The sequence below is a fragment of the Mycobacterium sp. PSTR-4-N genome, assembly GCF_022348085.1.
In the GTDB taxonomy this organism is placed as follows: domain Bacteria; phylum Actinomycetota; class Actinomycetes; order Mycobacteriales; family Mycobacteriaceae; genus Mycobacterium.
Genome location: NZ_JAKRFN010000010.1, coordinates 84,011 through 103,066, shown reverse-complemented (window position 1 = coordinate 103,066; position 19,056 = coordinate 84,011). Strand labels below are relative to the sequence as shown.

At 65.3% G+C, this 19,056-nt stretch carries 17 protein-coding genes; all 17 read right to left on the bottom strand.

Annotated elements, in window-relative coordinates; genetic code table 11:
* Positions 1-948, bottom strand: coding sequence for an NAD-dependent epimerase/dehydratase family protein (locus MHN84_RS15610; protein WP_241205445.1), 948 nt, complete (start codon positions 946-948; stop codon positions 1-3).
* Between the two features lie 445 nt (positions 949-1,393).
* A complete protein-coding gene (locus MHN84_RS15605; protein ID WP_241205444.1) occupies positions 1,394-2,236 on the bottom strand; it encodes a hypothetical protein in 843 nt (280 codons plus the stop codon).
* A gap of 34 nt (positions 2,237-2,270) precedes the next feature.
* A complete protein-coding gene (locus tag MHN84_RS15600; RefSeq protein WP_241205443.1) occupies positions 2,271-3,695 on the bottom strand; it encodes a lysine 2,3-aminomutase in 1,425 nt (474 codons plus the stop codon).
* On the bottom strand, positions 3,692-5,080 hold the full coding sequence (locus MHN84_RS15595) for an FAD-dependent oxidoreductase (RefSeq protein WP_241205442.1): 1,389 nt from the start codon (positions 5,078-5,080) through the stop codon (positions 3,692-3,694). Before MHN84_RS15595 ends, MHN84_RS15600 begins: the two co-directional genes overlap by 4 nt.
* Entirely contained in the window at positions 5,077-5,301 is a 225-nt protein-coding gene (locus tag MHN84_RS15590) for an acyl carrier protein (protein ID WP_241205441.1), read from the bottom strand. The genes MHN84_RS15595 and MHN84_RS15590 overlap by 4 nt, the downstream gene beginning before the upstream one ends.
* Positions 5,298-6,854 carry an AMP-binding protein gene (locus tag MHN84_RS15585; protein WP_241205440.1) on the bottom strand — a complete coding sequence of 519 codons (1,557 nt, stop codon included), beginning with the start codon at positions 6,852-6,854 and terminating at the stop codon, positions 5,298-5,300. The genes MHN84_RS15590 and MHN84_RS15585 overlap by 4 nt, the downstream gene beginning before the upstream one ends.
* On the bottom strand, positions 6,851-8,632 hold the full coding sequence (glmS, locus tag MHN84_RS15580; protein ID WP_241205439.1) for a glutamine--fructose-6-phosphate transaminase (isomerizing): 1,782 nt from the start codon (positions 8,630-8,632) through the stop codon (positions 6,851-6,853). Before glmS ends, MHN84_RS15585 begins: the two co-directional genes overlap by 4 nt.
* Positions 8,633-8,813: 181 nt before the next feature.
* Entirely contained in the window at positions 8,814-9,581 is a 768-nt protein-coding gene (locus tag MHN84_RS15575) for a response regulator transcription factor (protein WP_241205438.1), read from the bottom strand.
* Between the two features lie 157 nt (positions 9,582-9,738).
* A complete protein-coding gene (locus tag MHN84_RS15570) occupies positions 9,739-10,461 on the bottom strand; it encodes a response regulator transcription factor (RefSeq protein WP_241205437.1) in 723 nt (240 codons plus the stop codon).
* A 28-nt stretch (positions 10,462-10,489) separates the two neighbouring features.
* Positions 10,490-11,545 (bottom strand): hypothetical protein, encoded by a 1,056-nt coding sequence (locus MHN84_RS15565; RefSeq protein WP_241205436.1) that lies wholly within the window; start codon positions 11,543-11,545, stop codon positions 10,490-10,492.
* A 239-nt stretch (positions 11,546-11,784) separates the two neighbouring features.
* Complete coding sequence (locus MHN84_RS15560) at positions 11,785-12,618, bottom strand: response regulator transcription factor (protein ID WP_241205435.1); 834 nt, start codon at positions 12,616-12,618, stop codon at positions 11,785-11,787.
* Between the two features lie 455 nt (positions 12,619-13,073).
* Positions 13,074-14,228, bottom strand: coding sequence for a lipid-transfer protein (locus MHN84_RS15555; protein ID WP_241205497.1), 1,155 nt, complete (start codon positions 14,226-14,228; stop codon positions 13,074-13,076).
* Between the two features lie 8 nt (positions 14,229-14,236).
* Positions 14,237-14,650 (bottom strand): MaoC family dehydratase, encoded by a 414-nt coding sequence (locus MHN84_RS15550; RefSeq protein ID WP_241205434.1) that lies wholly within the window; start codon positions 14,648-14,650, stop codon positions 14,237-14,239.
* Positions 14,647-15,597: a bifunctional MaoC family dehydratase N-terminal/OB-fold nucleic acid binding domain-containing protein gene (locus MHN84_RS15545; RefSeq protein ID WP_241205433.1), complete on the bottom strand. Its 951-nt coding sequence runs from the start codon at positions 15,595-15,597 to the stop codon at positions 14,647-14,649. Before MHN84_RS15545 ends, MHN84_RS15550 begins: the two co-directional genes overlap by 4 nt.
* A complete protein-coding gene (fadE29, locus tag MHN84_RS15540) occupies positions 15,594-16,757 on the bottom strand; it encodes an acyl-CoA dehydrogenase FadE29 (protein ID WP_241205432.1) in 1,164 nt (387 codons plus the stop codon). The genes MHN84_RS15545 and fadE29 overlap by 4 nt, the downstream gene beginning before the upstream one ends.
* On the bottom strand, positions 16,758-17,759 hold the full coding sequence (locus tag MHN84_RS15535; protein ID WP_241205431.1) for an acyl-CoA dehydrogenase family protein: 1,002 nt from the start codon (positions 17,757-17,759) through the stop codon (positions 16,758-16,760).
* A 28-nt stretch (positions 17,760-17,787) separates the two neighbouring features.
* Positions 17,788-19,050 carry a cytochrome P450 gene (locus MHN84_RS15530; protein WP_241205430.1) on the bottom strand — a complete coding sequence of 421 codons (1,263 nt, stop codon included), beginning with the start codon at positions 19,048-19,050 and terminating at the stop codon, positions 17,788-17,790.
* Positions 19,051-19,056 lie beyond the last annotated feature (6 nt).

Sequence of the window (19,056 nt, the reverse complement as noted above, 5' to 3'; positions counted from 1 at the left end):
CTAGCCCGCCAACTCGACTGCTGCGGTGCGGTTCACCGACCCCGTTGCGGGTTCTAGCACACCGCACCACCATCGGACGGCACGCCGAATGCCTTCGGACAGTCCGACGGTGGGCTGCCAGCCGAGACGATTGTCTTCAGTCGAGGCGGTGTCCGTCGACAGCCATGTCTCCGGCATCGGAGTGCCGTCGAGCGCCGCAGCGATCAGCGGGTACAGGTGCGCACCGGTGGTGGTGCGCCCCGTACCGATGCGGTAGCTGCCGGCAGCGTCGATCGGCGCTGCCGCGGCGAGCAGGAACGCATCCACGACATCGTCGATGTAGACGTAGTCGCGCCCAGGCACGTTGTCACGACGGACGCCGTGAGGGACACCGGTGACCATCGCACAGACCAGGGCCGCGACCAGGTTTCCCGATCCCCGCGGGCGCTGCCGAGGTCCGTAGACGTCGCCCAGCGCCAAGCAGATCGGCGACAGATCGTACATCTGCGCCCAGGCCTGCAGGTACAGCTCACCAGCCGACTTGGCTGCGCCGTTGGGTGAAGTGGGCATGCCCGCAGCAACAGGCGCTTGGCAACCGGCGTACACGATGCGGCGGACACCGGCCAGCCGGCTCGCCTCACACAGATTGATGGTTCCCAATACATTGCTGCGCGCATCGAACTGCGGATCCGCGATCGATGCGGCCGGATCCGACTGAGCGGCGAGATGGAAAACCGTGTCCGGACGGGAACCCGCGACGACTCCGATCAATTCGGGTGCTTGCACGTCCAGGCTGATCATCCGGAACCGTCCGGGGTCGACTGCGTTGCGTTCGAAGGCGTCATCCAGGTTGCTGCGTTCGCCGGCGCTGAAGTTGTCGATTCCGATGACCTGATGACCCTCTGCCAGCAGACGGTCGACCAGTGCGGACCCTATGAACCCGGCGGCGCCGGTGACCAGTGATCGCATGCTGCAACGCTTTCCGTAGACGCTCCCCCGTCGTTGCCGTGCCAGCGACCCGGAATCGGACTGGACAGCTAACGTCTCGAACACCTCTCAACTATCCGATGCCCGGTTCGTGCAGTACATGGACCGTCGGGGCCATCTTTGGCATAGATCCTGGGACTAGTTCTGAGACAACCGGTTTCACTGACCGTGGCGGACGCGCGACAACCGTTGCCGCACCGCACGAGCGGAAATGGTGGCAAATGTTGCAGACTGCACCGGCCTGGTCGGATATCACCGAAGCTCGCACCTCGTCGTCGTTCGTCCGATTCGGACCGTGTGTCGACCGGCGGCCATCGCCGGTCTTCAGCGCCCGAGGGACGGCGGCACAGTGGCGAAGAGCAACGCCCATCGTCGGCAACACCGGCCGCCATCGCGTGGGTGCCGGCGGGTCACCGATGTGCCGAGCTCACAGCGGAACGCAGACCAGCTCGCTGTAGAGTTCGTCGATCTGCTCGGGTGACAGCGTGGCGCTCCGGAACATTCGTGGTCGCCGCTGCGTGTCGATGGCCAGGCGCGGCTTGCGCCCGATCAACTGCAGGTCGGCGACGGTCGCCACCAGGCCGTGCCGCAGCAGGAGATGACGGGTCAGCGGAATCAGCTCCTGGAGGAACAGGTCAGCGTCGCTGACATGAAGCAGGACCGCCGTACGTACCCCGGTGGTGTGGCGCGACTCCCGGTACATCACGTAACAGCTGCGGCCGCCGCGCATGATCACGAGGTGATGTGCCGCACCTGCCCGGGCATGGTCGCGATACAGCGTGAGATCGGTTGACCGCAAGAGCTTCTCGATACTGGGCGGGTACGTCACGATCACCGTTCGGTGGAACGGCGTGGGCAAGGGGATGTGCGGTACGACGACCGCTGACGAGTTCAGCGGCCGGAATTTCAACCATGCGAGGATCTCCTGGGAGTCCTCGTTGGGTGACAGTACCGTGAAGTGGTAACCCTCCTGTTGGAGCAGCGCCTCGAGAAGAGCGAGACTGCGCGAGCGGTACTCCGGCAGCACACACCACGAACCCAGGTTGCAGAACCGCTCGGTTCGACCGCCCACCAGACGTTCCGAGTACACGGCCAACAACGTCCCCACGACCCGCCCCGCGTCACGCAGCATGAAACCGTGATTCGGTGCCTGCACCGACCACGGCACCGCCGCGATGGCACAGAGCCAGGGCACACGCCTGTTGTGGTGCACCTGCAGGAACTGAGCGACCTCGGCGACGTCCTCGGCAGTGATCGGGCCGAGCTGCACAGGACACGGCCTCCGCCGCGGCCCGGCGGAGGGTTCATGTACCGGCATCGGTGAGTTCCTCTGCGTCCATGTTCTGCGTCCACCAGTTCCGTCCGGCTGCCGGCAAGGTGTCGATCGGGTCGTAGAACGGATAGACGCGGCTCAGTGCCGCACCGTCGGATCCGTCGAGCACGGTGCGGTAGTTCTTGCTCCAGTAGGAGATTCCGAGCTCCTGGTTGTACTCGACCGCTTGATGTACCCATCGCTTGCCGACGTAAGGAACGTCGCAGACAACCCGCGGGGTGGCGAAACCCGGCAGATAGCCCATGATCGACAGCTGCAGCTGCTGCGCCTGCCAGAGAGGGGTCCGCCAATGTTCGGCATGCGGAATCATGTCGCACATGTAGAAGTAATAGGGCAGGATGTTCGCCTCACCTTGCAGCGCGAAGCACAGGTCGAGCAGATCCTCGGTGGTGTCGTTGACTCCGCGCATCAGAACTCCCTGATTGCGCACATCCCTGACCCCGGCGTCGAGAAGTCCGCGGGCAGCGGCCGCAACGAGGGGGGTGACCGACTGGACGTGATTGATGTGAGTGTGCACGGCCAGGTTGACCCCCCGCGCGGCGGCGAGCCGCGACACCGCACCGACGCCGTCGACGACATTGGGTTGCAACCAGTGTTGGGGTAGCGCGCCAAGGGCTTTGGTCGCCAGACGGATGTCGCGAACGGTGTCGATGGCCAGTAACCGACGGAGGAACGACTCCAATCGCGGCCACGGCACATTGGCGACGTCACCACCTGACACCACGACGTCACGCACTGACGGGGTTGCCGTCAAGTACTCGAGCATCCGGTCCTGTCGGTCGTTGGGCGCAAGTGTGAGCCTCGTCTTGGTCACCGCCGGTGTGGAATTTCCGACCAGGTCCATTCTGGTGCAGTGACCGCAGTACTGCGGGCAGGTCGAGAGAAGCTCGGCGAGCACCTTCGTCGGATACCGATGCGTCAAGCCTTCGACCACCCACATGTCGCTCTCGTGCAGCGAGTCGCGCTCGGCGTAGGGGTGTGAGCACCACTCGGCGTGCCGATCGCTGAACACCGGCAGCATGTACCTCCGGATCGGATCGGCATAGAAGGCCGCGGTGAATGCATTCCGTTGCGACACAGCCTGCGTTGCCATGGTGTTCAGGCACTGCGGCGGAAGCAGCATCGACATGGTCGCGCGCTGTTTCTGGTCGAGATCGAGATCGGCGTAGAACCTTTCGTCGAGAAGATCGCCGATGACGGAACGCAATTGACCGATGTTCTTGACCGCGTGCGCTCGCTGCCATTGCGGGTCTCGCCACTCGGTTTCGGTGACCCCTGCCCATCCCGGGTAGCGGCGCCAGTCGGGTTCGGCCAGCTCTCGGCGTTGGTACGAGTACGGCTGACGGGTGACGGCCGTGAGGTCGCCGACGTGCTCAGGTCCGGCCAGTGTGGTCATCGCGTCAACACCTTCTGCGAGTCGGTCGTGTCGTCGGCGGCCTGCAGCAACGTTGCGGCAGCGCGGCGCCCTGACCTGATGGCGCCCTCCATCAGGCCGAAGAACTCGAGGCTCGTCTCTGTACCCGCCCAGTGGACACGGCCATGCGGTTGAGTGAGTGTCGGTCCCAGCGCAAGCCAGTCACCCGGACCGAACAGCGCCGCATAACACCCTTTCGAATACTTCTCGGCCACCCAGTCCGTGACCGTGCAGGTTGTCGGAGCCGGCAACTCGGGAAAGAGTCGATCGACATGTGCGAGCACTGCGTTGCGCTGCTCGTCTACCGACATCGACGAGAATGCCGATGCCGCTGCACCGGTGACGAACCCGGTCAACACCCCTGCAGATCCGTCGGGTGGGGAATCGTCGACAGTGGACAGCAGCGGCCCGTCGGTACTCACCGACCACCCCGACCGGCCGAGCTTGCGCCAGAGAGGGGCCGGGTAACCCAGATGCACTTTGACGGCACATCCGGGGGCGGTGACCGTGCTCGCGCGGGGCCTGCCGAGAGCCGGCCGAAACTGGATGCGCTGCGCCAACAGTGGCGGGACGGCGACGATGACATGGTCTGCGGAGTAGTCGGTGGTCGCGTCATCGGTGCCTGACCCGCACCGCACCATCACGCCGCTGTCATCCTGATCGATCGCACGAACCGATTGGTTCAGCCGCACCCGGCCGGCGAGACGCCTCGCGAGCGCGGTGCACAGCTGATGGGCGCCACCGTCGATGCGCCACTGCTGCGCACCCCCTTCGAAGGCATTCAGATACCTGATTCCGCCGCCCGACTTCAGATAGAACGCCATGTGCAGAGCCGAGATCGACGACGGGTCCGCCGCCATCATCTCGCCCAGGAAGAGCGGGAAGAAGGTGTGCGCGTCGAGCCGCGCCTCCTCCCCGATGAGCCAGTTCGCGGCAGTCTGGCGGTCGAGGAAGTCGGCCCCCGGGGTACGCCAGGGCGCATCCGGGTCGATCACGGTGACGAGCTCGTCGAGTCGGTCGAAGAGACCGCCGAGCGCTACGGCGTCGAGCGGGGGGACCCGCCCCGCGGTGGAGGTGCGTGTGTCACCGATCAGGAACGTACTGTCGCCCACCATCTCGGTGGACACGAGCGAGAGCCGGTACTCGTCGATCAGCCCGAGCAGTTGAGTGTGCCGGACGCCGAGATACGCCGCACCGCCATCGGCGACGACACCGGGTGCGGCCTGCACTCCGTGCATCCGCCCGCCCACCCGATCGCGAGCTTCCAGCACCGTCACGTCGACGCCGGCCTTGCTCAGTTCGACGGCGGCCGTCAGCCCGGCCAGGCCTGCGCCCACCACGAGGACACGGTCGCCCGGTGCAGTCACGAGGCCACGGCTCCTACGACAAGCGCGCACAGCCCGCGCGGCGTGGGGTTGTCGACGATGTCGTCGTAGACCAGCTCGGTCCCGAAGTCGCGTGCGATCGCACTGAGGACACGGGTGGCGAGCAACGAGTCCCCGCCGAGGTCGAAGAAGTCCGAATCCTCGTCCACATGCGACTTTTCGAGGACGCGTCGGTAGATCGCGACGATGTGTTCGGAATTCATTGGTTGGCTCCTTCGCTGATGTCTGTGACGGCACGGCGGGTTGCCGCGCGATCGACCTTGCCGCTCTGGGTGTGAGCCAGCGCGGTGACGAACGTGATCCGCGACGGGACGAATTGCCCGGGCAGTCGACCACCGAGGTAATTCTTGAGTTCTTTCGCCGTCACCGGTTGTCTCGCAACGACGTACGCGGCGAGGCGCTTTCCGGCTGATGTCCTTTCGCCGACCACCACGGAGGCGGCCACTGACGGATGCGAGTGCAGATGGGCTTCCACTTCGGCCGGATGCACCCGCACCCCGAGCACTTTCAGCTGTTCGTCCGCCCGACCACGCGCATGGAGCAGACCGTGATCGTTTCGGACCACGACGTCACCGGTGTGAAACCAGCGCATCGGTCCGCATCCGTGATCAGCGACAGTGAAGGCGGAGGCGCTCTGTTCGGGCATCCCCAGGTACCCGCTCGCCACACCCGGACCGGAGATCAGCAATTCACCGTCGTCGGTGATGTGATCGACGACATGCGGGAGTGCGATTCCGATGGGAGCATCGGCGGAGGCGCCGACGCCGATCTCGGTTCCGGCACCGCGCAACTGCACAGCGTGGGTGATCAACGTCGTCTCGGTGCATCCGTAGGTGTTGAGCAACCGGACGTGCTCCATACCGAGCTGTGTCCACTGTCGCAGCCGAGTCGGATCGACCATCTCTCCACCGATCACCACGAGTCGTATGCAGGCCGGCAGCACCTCGTTCTCCTCGTCGAGGAAGCGCACCAGTTCATGCCAGAACGCCGTCGGCAGATCGATCACCGATATGGCTTGCTCGGCGACCGCTCTCAGGAACATGGGAAAGGACCCGCAGTGCACGCGGTCGTCGAAGACGAGAGCTGCCCCGGCGGTCAGAGTCGGCAGGATCTCTTCCAAGCAGGTGTCCCACCCCAGCGAAGCGAACTGCAGCACGCGGTCCTGCGGTGTCAGCTCGAAGAGGGTGCGCAGCGCTCGCACCGTGACACCCAACGCACGCCGCGAGACCACAACAGGTTTCGGGGTACCGGTGGACCCCGACGTGCACAGCACATATGCCGCATCGTCGGGTGATCGCCGAACTTGAGACAGGGTGGGCCTGGCCGGGTCCACAGCATGGAATTCCTCGACTCGCACGCCGAGCATCACGGTGTCCGACTGCAACGCCGAGTACACACGGTCCACACGCAGCGCCGACATCATGCTGCGAACACGCTCAGCCGGGAGTGCGCCGTCGATCGGACAGTAGGTGAGGCCGGCAGACAGCACGCCCAACAGAGTCGCTGCGGCAGAGGGGGTGTGGGAGACCAGCGCCGCGATCCGATCGGCGCCCGCGACCCGCGGCAGCCGACAGGCCGATGCGATCTCGGTGACGTGCTGTTCGAACTCTCGATAGGTGACGGCCTTCCCGTTGTGCACGATCGCGGTGCGGTCCGGCCCCTCGTCGGTCGCGGCGGTGAAGTCATCGATCACGTCGGTCTCGATGGGGTATTCGACGGCGCGCAGGCGACGGGAAGCACAGGTGTGGTCGGTCATTCGACTGTCACCGACTTCGCCAGGTTGCGCGGCTTGTCGACGTCGCGTCCCAGCGCCGCCGCGAGGTCGCGGGCGAGTACCTGCAGCGGCAACGTCGCCGCGACGGGGCCCCAGGCCGCGGCCCTGATGCTCTCGATCGGGATCGTGCTACCGGGAGGTCCGATGGTGACCACCCGTGCACCGCGTGCATTCACTTCCGCGATGTTGCCGGCCAGCTTCGGTTCACCGTTGTCCACGACGACCACAGGAGTACCTGGACTGATCAGCGCCAGCGGTCCATGTTTGAGCTCTCCGGCGGGACAGTGCTCGGCCCACAGGTAGGTCAACTCCTTGAGCTTGAGAGCTCCTTCCGCCGCATAGGGCAAACTGCCGCCGCGCGCGATGAAGACGAACCCGTCGGCGGCGACCAACTCGTCGACGAGTCGGGGTACGGCGCGGCGGGCTTGCGCATAGGCCGCCGCCAGTTGATCGGGCATGCGGCGCATCTCGTCGACGAGACCAGCGGCTTCCGCCGACGACAGTCGATTCGAAGCCACGAGAGCCGAAATCATGAGGGCCACACCGGTGATCACCTGCGCCAGGAACGTTTTCGTGGCAGCAACCCCGATCTCCGGACCGGCTGAGCATCCCACCGTCGCATCGGCCAGCCGAGCGAGAGTGGAGTGCGTGTTGTTGGTCAGAGCCAGCACCGGTGCGCCGCCGCGGAATTCCAGCGCCCGTAACACGTCCGCCGTTTCCCCGGACTGGCTCATGGCCAGGCACAGCTGTCCGGGTTCGGGGATTTCTGTCGCCGCCTCGCTGGCGACGACCGTCGTCACCGGAATGCCGCCGAGCGTGCGCACCAGGTTGCCGATCACCGAACCTGCGTTCAAGGAGGTGCCGCATCCGAGGACCTGTAGACGGCTGAACGTCGGCAGTCCTGTTTCCCGCCAGAGTGTTCCGTCCGCGATCATGTCGGCCGTAGCATCGAGCAGCCGTTCGGCCATGGCCGGTTGCTCATCGATCTCTTTGGACATGTAGTCGGCGTATCCCGTCAGGTCCACATCGCCACCAGCCCACAGACGGCGGCGGAGCGTCGGTACCGAGGTCGAGTCTTCGGCGCCACACCATGCCCCGTCGTTGCACAGATCGACGACATCGCCATCGTCGAGAACTCGGAATTCGCCTGCCCAGTCCGCTATTGCCGCGATGTCGCTGGCTGCGAAGACACCGAGATCGGTATGTGCGACGAGCAGCGGAGAACCCTGCGCCGCCACGACGATTCGACCGCTCGAGCCGTCCAGTACCGCGATGGCCCATGAACCCTCAGCGCGCACGAGAGCCTTCTGCACAGCCTGTGTCAGGTCACCATTGATGAGGCGCTCGTCCTCGATGAGGTGGCACAGCACTTCGCTGTCGACATCGCTACTGAACAGGTGGCCCGCCGAGTGCAGTTCGACCCGCAGCTGGGCGGCGTTCTCGATGATGCCGTTGTGGACGACGCTGATCTCACCGGTGCAGTCGAGATGCGGATGAGCGTTTCCTTCGCTCACCGAACCGTGCGTAGCCCACCGCGTATGGCCGATTCCACAACCGTCGAACCGCTGATGAGACCAGTTGTCAAGAAGACGGTCCAGCGCAGCCGTACGTCCGGTGGTACGCAACCTCACGAGCTGCCCGTCCGCATCCCGGACCGCGATTCCCACCGAATCGTATCCGCGGTATTCGAGTCGGCGCAGGCCGATCCTGAGGAACTCGACCGCCGACCGATCGGTGCGGCACGCGATGATTCCGCACATCACCGATCTCCTCGCCGTACGAACATCTGTCGCGGTGCCGGCCTGTCAACGCCCCGAGATGTCACCATCAGCGATCCCCCACTCCCAACCCGAGCTAATCCCCCGATCACACATTCACTATCGAGGAACGGGGGTGCGCGTCGCATGAGCACTGAGAGCGATCTTCGGTCTGAATCGGGATCTAGATCGCCGAGAGTTCGCCCGTGGCAATCATCTTCCGGGCGAGCGCAGCAGCCTGCTCGCGACTGCTGACGCCGAGCTTGGTCAAGACGCTGTGCACGTGGTTCTTCACCGTGTGGACGGCGATGCAGAGCCGGTCGGCGATATCACGATTGGCCAGACCAGATTCCAGCATGTGAAGGATCTGTATCTCCCGAGCGGTCAGCACCGAACCCTTCGGCGCGGGCCTTCGCCGCTGTGCGGCCGCCTCAGACATGTGCCGCAGCAGGATGCCCGATATCGTCGGCGAACAGTACTGACGGCCGTCAGCAACGGCGTGTATCAAAGCAAGCAGATCGGTCAGTGATTCGCTGCGCAAGTGGAAGCCGGCTGCGCCGGCCTGCGCACAGGCGACGATGTTGCTCTCGTCCTCTTCGGGAAGCCCCGTGACGATCACGCGCACCGCCGGGTTGATCTGTCTGATCTGCTTGATCAGCACGGCACTGTGACAGATGCATCCGCTGAGGAGGATGACATCGGGACGCGTGGTCTGCATTGCGGCGATCAGTGACGTCGGATCCCAGGTCATACCGTGCGCTGAAAAAGACTGCCGCGCAGTCAAGACACCCAACAGGCACTCGCGGTACAGAGCGCTGTCATCGATGACCAGCAGACGTGAATGTGGGACATGGTGGCTCGTCGATCCCGTCACGGCGCGGTCTTCGACACCGTGCGTCGCAGGATGTCGCGTGGTGACGATCGAATGCCGAACGATCTGCTGCGTGGTCAACAGTTCCTCCCCCGAGAAACACACATCGACTCGATGTGATAGCCAGTTCGTCTGTGGTTCCGGCGGTTCGCTTCGCCCTGTCGCCGGTGACTGCCGTGGCCGGCTAGCCGGGCACCCCACAACTATCGGGCTCGTCAATCACGACGTACATGGACCGTCAGGGCCAATTTTTCCTAGACCGCGGACCAGTACCCCGACTGGATCTCCGGTTCGGCCGGATCCTCGGAGACAGGGCGGCGGCCTCGCCGCGGGTACTGACTCCCAGCTTGGTCAGGAGGCTGTGCACGTGGTTTTTCACCGTATGGACCGCAATCGACAATCGCTCGGCGATTTCTTGGTTCGAATGGCCCAGTTCGAGCAGCTTGAGGATCTGGATCTCTCGATCAGTCAGGTCTCGATCCAAAGTTCTCCGACCCCGCCCGGCGACGGCTGTGTCGTGGCCCATCAACGTTGCCGCGATCTGCGGCGGATAGGCGACCTTGCCTTGCGCAACCAGCGTGATCAGCAGGAGAAGATCGGCCAATGACTCAGATCTGGTGTGAAACGCCTTCACGCGTGCCGCTGCGCAGGCGAAGATGGTATCCGAGTCGTCCTCATTGACGCCGACTGCTATGAGCGGGGTTTCCGGACTCAGACTGCACGCAGCTCGCAGTAGAGTGTTCACCCCGACGGTCGCCATGTTCACCAGAATGACCTGCGGTGTCGTCGATTCCAGCGTGCCGATCAGAGACGGCAGATCCCATGCGGTTCGGATGGCGGCGATACCCATCGAGAGAAGCGCCGATGCCAACACCTCACGGTGGAGCGCGCAGTCGTCGACAACGAGAACGGTTCGGCCCGCGGGAGCGCGCCGTTCACCGTTGGTGGCGGCGGCCGTCATCTGCGCCCAGTCCGGACGTGAGCACGTTCTAATCGCCCGTCGTGTCCGACGACGGGGAACTGCCTCCACCGGCAGCCGATGAACCAGACGAATCATGGTCGCCGGTCCCTTCCGAACGGTTCGGCTCTGGACTCGACTCCGATGGCCCGTTCTCGTCGGCGCTGGAGGTCGGGCGCGTGGTGGCGGCATCGCCGGGATCAACCGTGCTGTCGGCGGGATCTTCTCCGGGAGAATCGATCCCAGTGATGTGGTCGTCGGTCTGCGGTTCGGGGGTGGGCACATTCGCCGATGTCGGGGGTGGCACGTCTTCGGTGGAGGGGAGGTCCTGCACCGTCGTCGGCGGTGGAGGTGGGTAAGAGGCCGGCGGTATCGCGGTCTCGGCGATGATCGGCGCCGGCGACGGCGGAGCCGGCGGTGCGGACATCACCGGCGAGGGTACCGGCCCCGGCACATCGACAGGTAGGGAGACAGCCGATGGGGCGGGCGCCGGGGCCGGCACGGATGTGGGCAGCGTCAGGGATTCAGGCACCGCGGTCGTTGCGGTCAGCGCGGTCATCAACGTCTGCGCGCTCACCGGGTCCAGCGCAGACAGCACGCTGCTGAGCATCGCCGGCACACTCGTCGCGATGTGGGCGGGCAACCGGCTCAGCAGAAGCTGCCACAGCCAGGCCCAGTCCGTTCGCGGGTCGATCCCCGACGGGGGGACTCCACCCCCGCTTCCTCCGATGGCACCGCCGAAGATGTCTGCAGGAGAACGCACGACCACACCGCCTCCCCCGACGACCGTCACCAGATGGATGACATTTCCGAGGCCGTAGGTGTCGGTGAGCGCCAGGACTGTCTGCGGCGGAAGCGCAGCGGGATTCCTTTCGATGAACTCGACCACATGGAGCACTTCTCGAAGGTCGAGTTTCTCGAAGGCAGCGGTCACATTCGTCGCGATGGTGGCGATCCGCCCGGAGAGCCCCCGCACGAAATCTGCCCCTTGCGACGGCGCCTGACCGAGACCGGTCACGGGCACCTCGGCGGCACCCGGGTACAAGAGTGCGCTCACCGCCAGCCCGCCGGCGACGAACGCGGCCACAAGTGCACGCCCTGAGCGTCGCTGATCTTCTGTCAGCCGTGGCCGCCCCATTGTGACTACGGCGCAGGATGACGCATATCGTCGCCCCACCATGTGATCCCCCTCATCGGCCGAGCGGGCACTCCAGTATTCAGAGGTCCCGCTCACCAACTATCGACCGAGTGGAGGCTCACGTACATGGACCGATAGAGCCATCTTTGCTCTCTGGTTCGACCTAGACCCTCGCCTGGAGGAAGCGTTCAACGCAGCGACCGGGACAACGCAGCGGCTTCCGCGCGAGTGCGTACCCCGAGCTTGCTCAAGATGCCGTGGACGTGATTCTTGACAGTGTGGAGAGTGATGCAAAGCCGTTCGGCGATATCCCGATTCGACAGACCGTCTTCCAGCATGCGGAGAATCTGCATTTCGCGAGCGGTGAGGTCAGGTTCTGATGGGCCGTGTCGCCGCTGCCCCGCCATGGCCGACAAATGCTTGAGCAAGATCGTCGATACCACTGTTGGACAACGGGATTCACCGTTTGCCACCCGCGCGATGAGCGTACGGAGTTCGCCGAGCGACTCTGATCGGAGGTGGTAGCCGGCGACACCGGCTTCCGCGCACGCGATGACGTCGGCCTCGTCGCTCTCCGTGACGCCGATGACGATCACCCTGGCCGCTGGACGCAATTCCCGCACGAGATGAAGCAATGTGATGCTCCCGTGCGTCATCAGATTCAGCAGAACGATGCACGGCGACCCGGGATCAGCCATGTCCAGCGCCGCGCTCAGCGAGTCGACGTTCCACGCCGCGATCGGCCTCGACGCCGCGCCACCCGCGAGGATGATCGAGAGATTGTCGCGCTGGAGCCGAGAGTCATCGATGATCAGGATTTCGCCGACCGGCAACTCCAGATCCGCCCCGTCGGCGGTGCAGGGTCCGACGAGGCGGGTTCGGCGCCGGTGCGGCGCGACGATGGGCAGGCCGCCCGAAAGGATCGGGGCGCCCACCGGAAGCTCTCCAGGTTTTTCCCCATCGTTGTCCAGAAGCGTCCAGATGTCGCCGGGCAACTGCGCCCTGCCGAGCGTGCCCCACATCTGAGTCATCACCGGGCCCGGCGTTTTCGTACCGAGGCGGTCACCGCCGGCCCCAGCCGAGTCGGCACCAGTTTGCCGAAATCCACCGCCGACCCCATACCTGCCCCCATTTCCACGTGCCGACGGCCCATGCGATCCCCGATGCTGACACGAATGCGCATGGCACGCACTGACACCACTTATTATGTGAGTTTGCTAAATTTGCCGTCAAGCGCGAATTTCCGAGTGGTACACCGGTATTTGCATGAGAAAACACCGGTTGGATTGGCTACAGAGCAAACGATCTCTATTTTGCCTGTTGACGGGCTCGCTCGTCGGTACGACTGCTGAGGCTACGCCATGCCGGCTTTCGGAAAATTCCTGTCGAAGATGCCGCAACTACCAGTCGTAGCAGGCACACGGGAGCCCTGCTCGTTACACCCATTGATGGCGTCAGAATTTGCTGCGCTCGTGCGTCAGCCGAGGATCAGTCCCGAGGTCGGCACGCCGGTGCCCGCTGTCACGAGCACGTGTTCGACGTCGGGAACCTGGTTGACCGAGGTCCCGCGGAGCTGGCGTACACCCTCGGCAATGCCGTTCATGCCGTGGATGTAGGCCTCTCCCAGCTGCCCGCCGTGGGTGTTGATCGGCAACCTGCCGCCGAGCTCGATGGCGCCATCCGCGATGAAGTCCTTGGCCTCACCCTTGCCGCAGAAGCCGAGCTCCTCCAGCTGGATCAGTGTGTACGGGGTGAAGTGGTCGTAGAGGATCGCCGTCTGGATGTCGTGTGGGGTGAGCCCGCTCTGTGCCCACAGTTGCTCACCCACCAGCCCCATCTCGGGCAGGCCGAGTTCGTCGCGGTAGTAGGAGTACATCGTGAACTGATCGGCGCCCGCGCCCTGGGCCGCGGCCTCGATGACGGCGGGCCGGTGCTTGAGATCCTTCGCCCGTTCCGGCGTGGTCACCACGATCGCGACACCGCCGTCGGTCTCCTGGCAGCAGTCCAGCAGGCGCAACGGCTCGGCGATCCACCGGGAGTTCTGGTGATCCTCGATCGTGATCGGCTTACCGTAGAAGTGCGCCTTGGGATTGTTCGCGGCGTGCTTACGGTCGGCCACCGAGATCACACCGAAATCCCGGCTCGTGGCGCCGTATTCGTGCATGTAGCGCTGCGCGATCATGGCGACTGACGCGGCCGGCGTACTCAGCCCGTGCGGGTAGGACCAGCTGTACTCCACGCCTCGGGAATCGGCGTTGGCCGTCAGGCCCGTCGACACCTGGCCGAAGCGGAACTCCGAGCGCTCGTTGAACGCGCGATAGGCGACGACGACCTCGGCCACGCCGGTGGCAACGGCGAGCGCGGCCTGCTGCACCGTCGCTGCCGCCGCCCCACCCCCGTAACCGATCTGGCTGAAGAAACTCAGGTCTCCGATGCCGGTGGCCCGCGCCACGGCGGTTTCGAGATTGGAGTCCATCGTGAACGTCACGAGGCCGTCGACGTCCGACGGTGCGAGCCCCGCGTCATCGAGAGCGTCGAGCACAGCTTCGGCCGCCAGACGCAGTTCACTGCGTCCGGAATTCTTGGAGAAGTCGGTGGCGCCGATCCCGGCGATAGCAGCCCGGCCCGACAGCCCGCCCGTCACTGGGCACCGCCCAATGTCAGTGTGGCCGTGGCGATCACATGATCCCCGAGGCTGTTGCTGCCCGTCACCTTGACCGTGACGAGGTCACCGTCGACGGCGGTCACGTCACCGCGAAACGTGACCGTGTCGTAGGCGTACCACGGCACTCCGAGACGCAGCGAGATCGACCGGATCATCGCCGTGGGGCCGGCCCAGTCGGTGAGGTAGCGCTGCACCAGACCGGTGTCGGTGAGGATGTTGACGAAGATGTCCTTCGATCCCTTGGCCTGGGCCTTGTCCCGGTCATGGTGGACGTCCTGGTAGTCGCGCGTGGCGATGGCGGTGGACACGATGAAGGTCGGGTCGGCGTAGAGGGCCAGCTCCGGCAAGGCGGTACCCACCTCGACGGACGGTACGGTCGGTGCGCTCATGATCGGGGCTCCCATGCGTACAGGGTCCAGGCCGGGCTGATGTCACTGTCTGGGAAGTCGAGATATGTTGCGCTGACGGGCATTCCGATCTTCACGTCGACGGGATCGACGCCGCGGAGCTCGCCGAGCATGCGGACGCCCTCCTCCAGTTCGACGAGTGCGATCACGAACGGCAGCGTCCGCCCCGGCACTTTCGGCGCGTGGTGGACGACGTAGCTGTACACCGTGCCGTTGCCGCTGGCGACGACGTAGTCGACCGGGTCGTCCTTGTCGGCCCATACGGCGGGCACCGGCGGATGCTGCAGACTGCCGTCGGGGCGGCGTTGGATGCGCAACTCGTGCGCAGCGACCCCGTCCCAGAAGAACTTGGTGTCCCGGGACGACGCCGGGCGCATCAGCTTGTCGGGGTCGAGATCGTCGGGAACAGCCGGTGCGTCCGTGACTCGTGGCGCGAATTTCATGATGCGCCACTTCATCTCCGCGACCTTCTCACCGTCACCGGTGACCCAGGTGATCAGCTGGTTGATGAAGTAACCCTCGCCCAGCGCGGTCTGCTTCGGTCCGACCACGTCGGTGATCTCGGCGTGGATTTCGACCTCTTCGCCGGGACGTAGATACCGGTGATAGGTCTGTTCGCAGTTGGTGGCGACCACGCCGACGAAGCCGGCATCGTCGAAGAGCGCCATCATCTTCGACAGCGGATCGTCGTCGGAGCGGCCCTCGCCGAGCCCGCCCATCGTCCAGACCTGGATCATCGCCGGTGGGGCGACGATGCCGGGGTGGCCGGCCGCCCTGGCCGCCTCCTCGTCGACGTAGATCGGATTCTTGTCGCCGATCGCGTCCACCCAGTGGTGGATCATCGGGAGGTTCACCGGATCCGGGCCGCGGCGCGGCTCACTCCGGCCCGCCGCGGTGACCTCGTCGATCGCGGCGCGCAGATCACTCACCGGGACACCCTCGGCACCTTCAGACCCGACGCCGCGATCTGTTCGCGCATCACCTCGTTGACACCACCACCGAAGGTGATGACCAGGTTGCGCTTGGTCATCTTGTCCAGCCAATCGAGCAGCTCGCCGGTCTCGGGGTCCGCGGGATTGCCGTAGGCGCCGACGATTTCCTCGGCGAGCCGGCCCACATCCTGAACCCGCTCGGTGGAGAACACTTTCGTGGCAGCCGCGTCGGCGACGGCGATGGTCTCACCCGAGGCGGCGACCTGCCAGTTCAACAGCTCGTTGACCCGCCAGATCGTCTTGATCTGTGCCAGCAGACGCCGGACATCCGGCTGCTCGACCGGCGTGACGCCATCCGAGCCGGGCTTCGACGCCCACGCGTGCACCCTGTCGTAGATGCCGGCGATGCGCCCGGCCGGACCGAGGCCCACCCGCTCGTGGTTGAGCTGGGTGGTGATCAGCTTCCACCCGCCGTTCTCCTCGCCGACGAGCATGTCGGCCGGCACCCGGACGTCGTTGTAATAGGACGCGTTGGTGTGATGTGCCCCGTCGGACAGGATGATCGGCGTCCAGGAGAAGCCGGGATCCTTGGTGTCGACGATGAGGATCGAAATGCCCTTGTGCTTGGCCGCTTCCGGATCGGTGCGGCACGCCAGCCAGATGTAGTCGGCGTCGTGAGCACCCGTGGTCCACATCTTCTGCCCGTTCACGATGTATTCGTCGCCATGCCGGACAGCGGTCGTCCGCAGCGACGCCAGGTCGGTACCGGCGTCCGGCTCGGAGTAGCCGATCGCGAAATGGATGTCCCCGGAGAGGATTCCGGGCAGGAACTTCTTCTTCTGCTCGTCGGTGCCGTAGACCTGCAGCGTCGGTCCGACGGTCTGCAGCGTCACCAGCGGCAGCGGGACGTCGGCGCGGTTGGCCTCGTTGACGAAGATCTGCTGCTCGATGGGGCCGAAACCCAGACCGCCGTACTCCTTGGGCCATCCCATGCCGAGCTTGCCATCCGAACCCATGCGCTTGATGACCGCGCGGTAGGCCTCGTTGTGCCGATTCGACTCCATGGCCTCGGCCTCGTCGGGCGTGATCAACGTCGAGAAGTACTGGCGCAGTTCGGCTTGCAGTGCGCGCTGTTCGGGGGTCAGTTCGATGTACATTTACGCTCCCACCAGATCGAGACGGTGCGTCGGACCACCCAGCGCGCGGGTCAGGTCTTTGATCGACGAGAAATAGCGGTCCATCGGATAGGTGATGTCCATACCCATTCCGCCGTGCAGATGATGGCACAGCCGCATGGCCTGCGGAGCCTGCGAGGTGAGCCAATAGCCGAGGATCGCCAGATCGTCATCGGCGTCGAGCCCCTGGGCCAGCAGCCACGCCGCCGAGGTCGACACCAGCGAGATCGTCCGGGAGGCGATGTACACCTCGGACAGCTGAGCCGCCACGGTCTGGAAAGTCGACAGCGGGCGGCCGAACTGCTCGCGGGTGGCGACGTAATCCGCGGTCAACCGCAGCGCGCCGGCCACCAGTCCCGCCGCGAACGCGCCGAAAGCGGCCAGCACCACCTGGTTCACCCGGTGCGCGTCGACGCCGGCCAGCACGTCGACGTCGGCGACCGCGACGTCGCGCAACGTCACCACGAACTCGTCGGCGCCGCTGGCCGACGGCGTCTTCGTCGTCGAGACACCCTCGGCGTCACCGCGCACCACCACGACTCCCGAATCTGTGGTGACGACCATCCATTCGGCATCGGCAGCGAATCCGACCGCGAGCTTGGCGCCGTTGAGGACTCCCCCTGCCAACGTGGTGGCCGGCCGGTCGGGCTGGGACGCGCCGGGTTCGTTCAGGGCGACGGTGAGCACCGAACCGCCGGCCAGGCCGGCGAGGTAGCGATCCTGTTGCTCCGCCGACGCCATACCGAGGAGGACCGCTGCCGCGGCGAGCGTCACCGGCGCCGGGCTCACGGTGCCGTGCCTGCCGATCTCGGTCAGCGCGGTCGCGATCTCGGCGAGGCCGAGACCGTCACCGCCCAGGCGCTCCGGAGCCGCCAGCGCCAGCACGCCGCCGGAAACCAAGGCATCCCAGGTGTTGTCGCGGTCCAGCACGGACGTCACCACGTCGGCAACAGCCTGCTGACCCTCGTCTGGAGTGAAATCCACCCGACTCCTCCTCGAGTCTTCTTCTGCGTCAGTGCTTGACCGGACAGCCCTGCCCGGTGTAGTCCACCTGCCAGTGCTTGATGCCGTTGAGCCAGCCCGACTTTAACCGTTCGGGTTCGCCGATCGGCTTGAGATCCGGCATGTGGTCGGCGACGGCGTTGAAGATCAGGTTGATCGTCATCTTCGCCAGGTTCGCGCCGATGCAGTAGTGGGCGCCCGTACCACCGAATCCGACGTGCGGGTTGGGGTTGCGCATGACGTCGAACTTGTCCGGGTCGGTGAAGACGTCCTCGTCGAAGTTGGCAGAACGGTAGGACATCACCACCCGCTCACCCTTCTTGATGCTCACTCCGCCCAGCTCGGTGTCCTCCAGCGCGGTGCGTTGGAACGCCGACACCGGCGTGGCCCAGCGCACGATCTCGTCGGCCGCGCTCTCCGGACGTTCCTTCTTGTAGAGCTCCCACTGATCGGGATTCTGCGAGAACGCGATCATGCCGTGGGTGATCGAATTGCGGGTGGTCTCGTTGCCGGCCACCGCCAGCATCACCACGAAGAAGCCGAACTCGTCGTCGGAGAGCTTCTCCCCGTCGAAGTCGGCTTGGATCAGCTTGGTCACGATGTCCTCGGTCGGGTTCTTGGCCCGCTCCTCGGCCATCTTCATCGCATAGGTGATCAGCTCGAACGACGACATCGCGGGATCGACGTCCGCGTACTCCGGATCCTCGCCCGCGGTCATCTCGTTGGACCAGCGGAAGATCTTGTCGCGGTCGTCCTGCGGCACGCCGAGCAGCTCGGCGATCGCCTGCAGCGGCAGTTCGCAGGACACCTGCTCGACGAAGTCTCCGGCGCCCTCGGCGCGGGCGCTCTCGGCGATCTTCTGTGCGCGGGCCCGTAGTTCGTCCTCGAGGCGCCCGATCGCCCGCGGCGTGAACCCGCGGGAGATGATCTTGCGCAACCGGGTGTGCTGCGGCGCGTCCATGTTGAGCAGAACGGCCTTCTGCAGGTCGATCGCATCGCGGGTCATGTCCGCCGGCCAGGTGGGGATCGCGCCGTCGGGCGAGCTGCCGAAGATGTCGTTGCGCTTGGACACCTCTTTGACGTCGGCGTGCTTGGTGACGAGCCAATAGCCTTTGTCCCCGAAGCCGCCGGTGCCGCCGGGGATGTCGACCCAGTGGACGGGCTCGGACTTGCGCAGCTCTGCCAACTCCTCCACCGGCAGACGCTCGAGATTCAGGCTCGCGTCGAGGAAGTCGAAGTGGGGGCTGATCGGGCAGGTGTTCGGGCCTGGCATAGGGAA

Coding starts and splice junctions, on each gene's coding strand:
- MHN84_RS15610 (WP_241205445.1), bottom strand. CDS start 948: ATGCGATCACTGGTCACCGGCGCCGCCGGGTTCATAGGGTCCGCACTG.
- MHN84_RS15600 (WP_241205443.1), bottom strand. CDS start 3,695: ATGACCACACTGGCCGGACCTGAGCACGTCGGCGACCTCACGGCCGTC.
- MHN84_RS15590 (WP_241205441.1), bottom strand. CDS start 5,301: ATGAATTCCGAACACATCGTCGCGATCTACCGACGCGTCCTCGAAAAG.
- MHN84_RS15585 (WP_241205440.1), bottom strand. CDS start 6,854: ATGACCGACCACACCTGTGCTTCCCGTCGCCTGCGCGCCGTCGAATAC.
- glmS (WP_241205439.1), bottom strand. CDS start 8,632: ATGTGCGGAATCATCGCGTGCCGCACCGATCGGTCGGCGGTCGAGTTC.
- MHN84_RS15570 (WP_241205437.1), bottom strand. CDS start 10,461: ATGACGGCCGCCGCCACCAACGGTGAACGGCGCGCTCCCGCGGGCCGA.
- MHN84_RS15560 (WP_241205435.1), bottom strand. CDS start 12,618: ATGTGGGGCACGCTCGGCAGGGCGCAGTTGCCCGGCGACATCTGGACG.
- MHN84_RS15550 (WP_241205434.1), bottom strand. CDS start 14,650: ATGAGCGCACCGACCGTACCGTCCGTCGAGGTGGGTACCGCCTTGCCG.
- fadE29 (WP_241205432.1), bottom strand. CDS start 16,757: ATGTACATCGAACTGACCCCCGAACAGCGCGCACTGCAAGCCGAACTG.
- MHN84_RS15530 (WP_241205430.1), bottom strand. CDS start 19,050: ATGCCAGGCCCGAACACCTGCCCGATCAGCCCCCACTTCGACTTCCTC.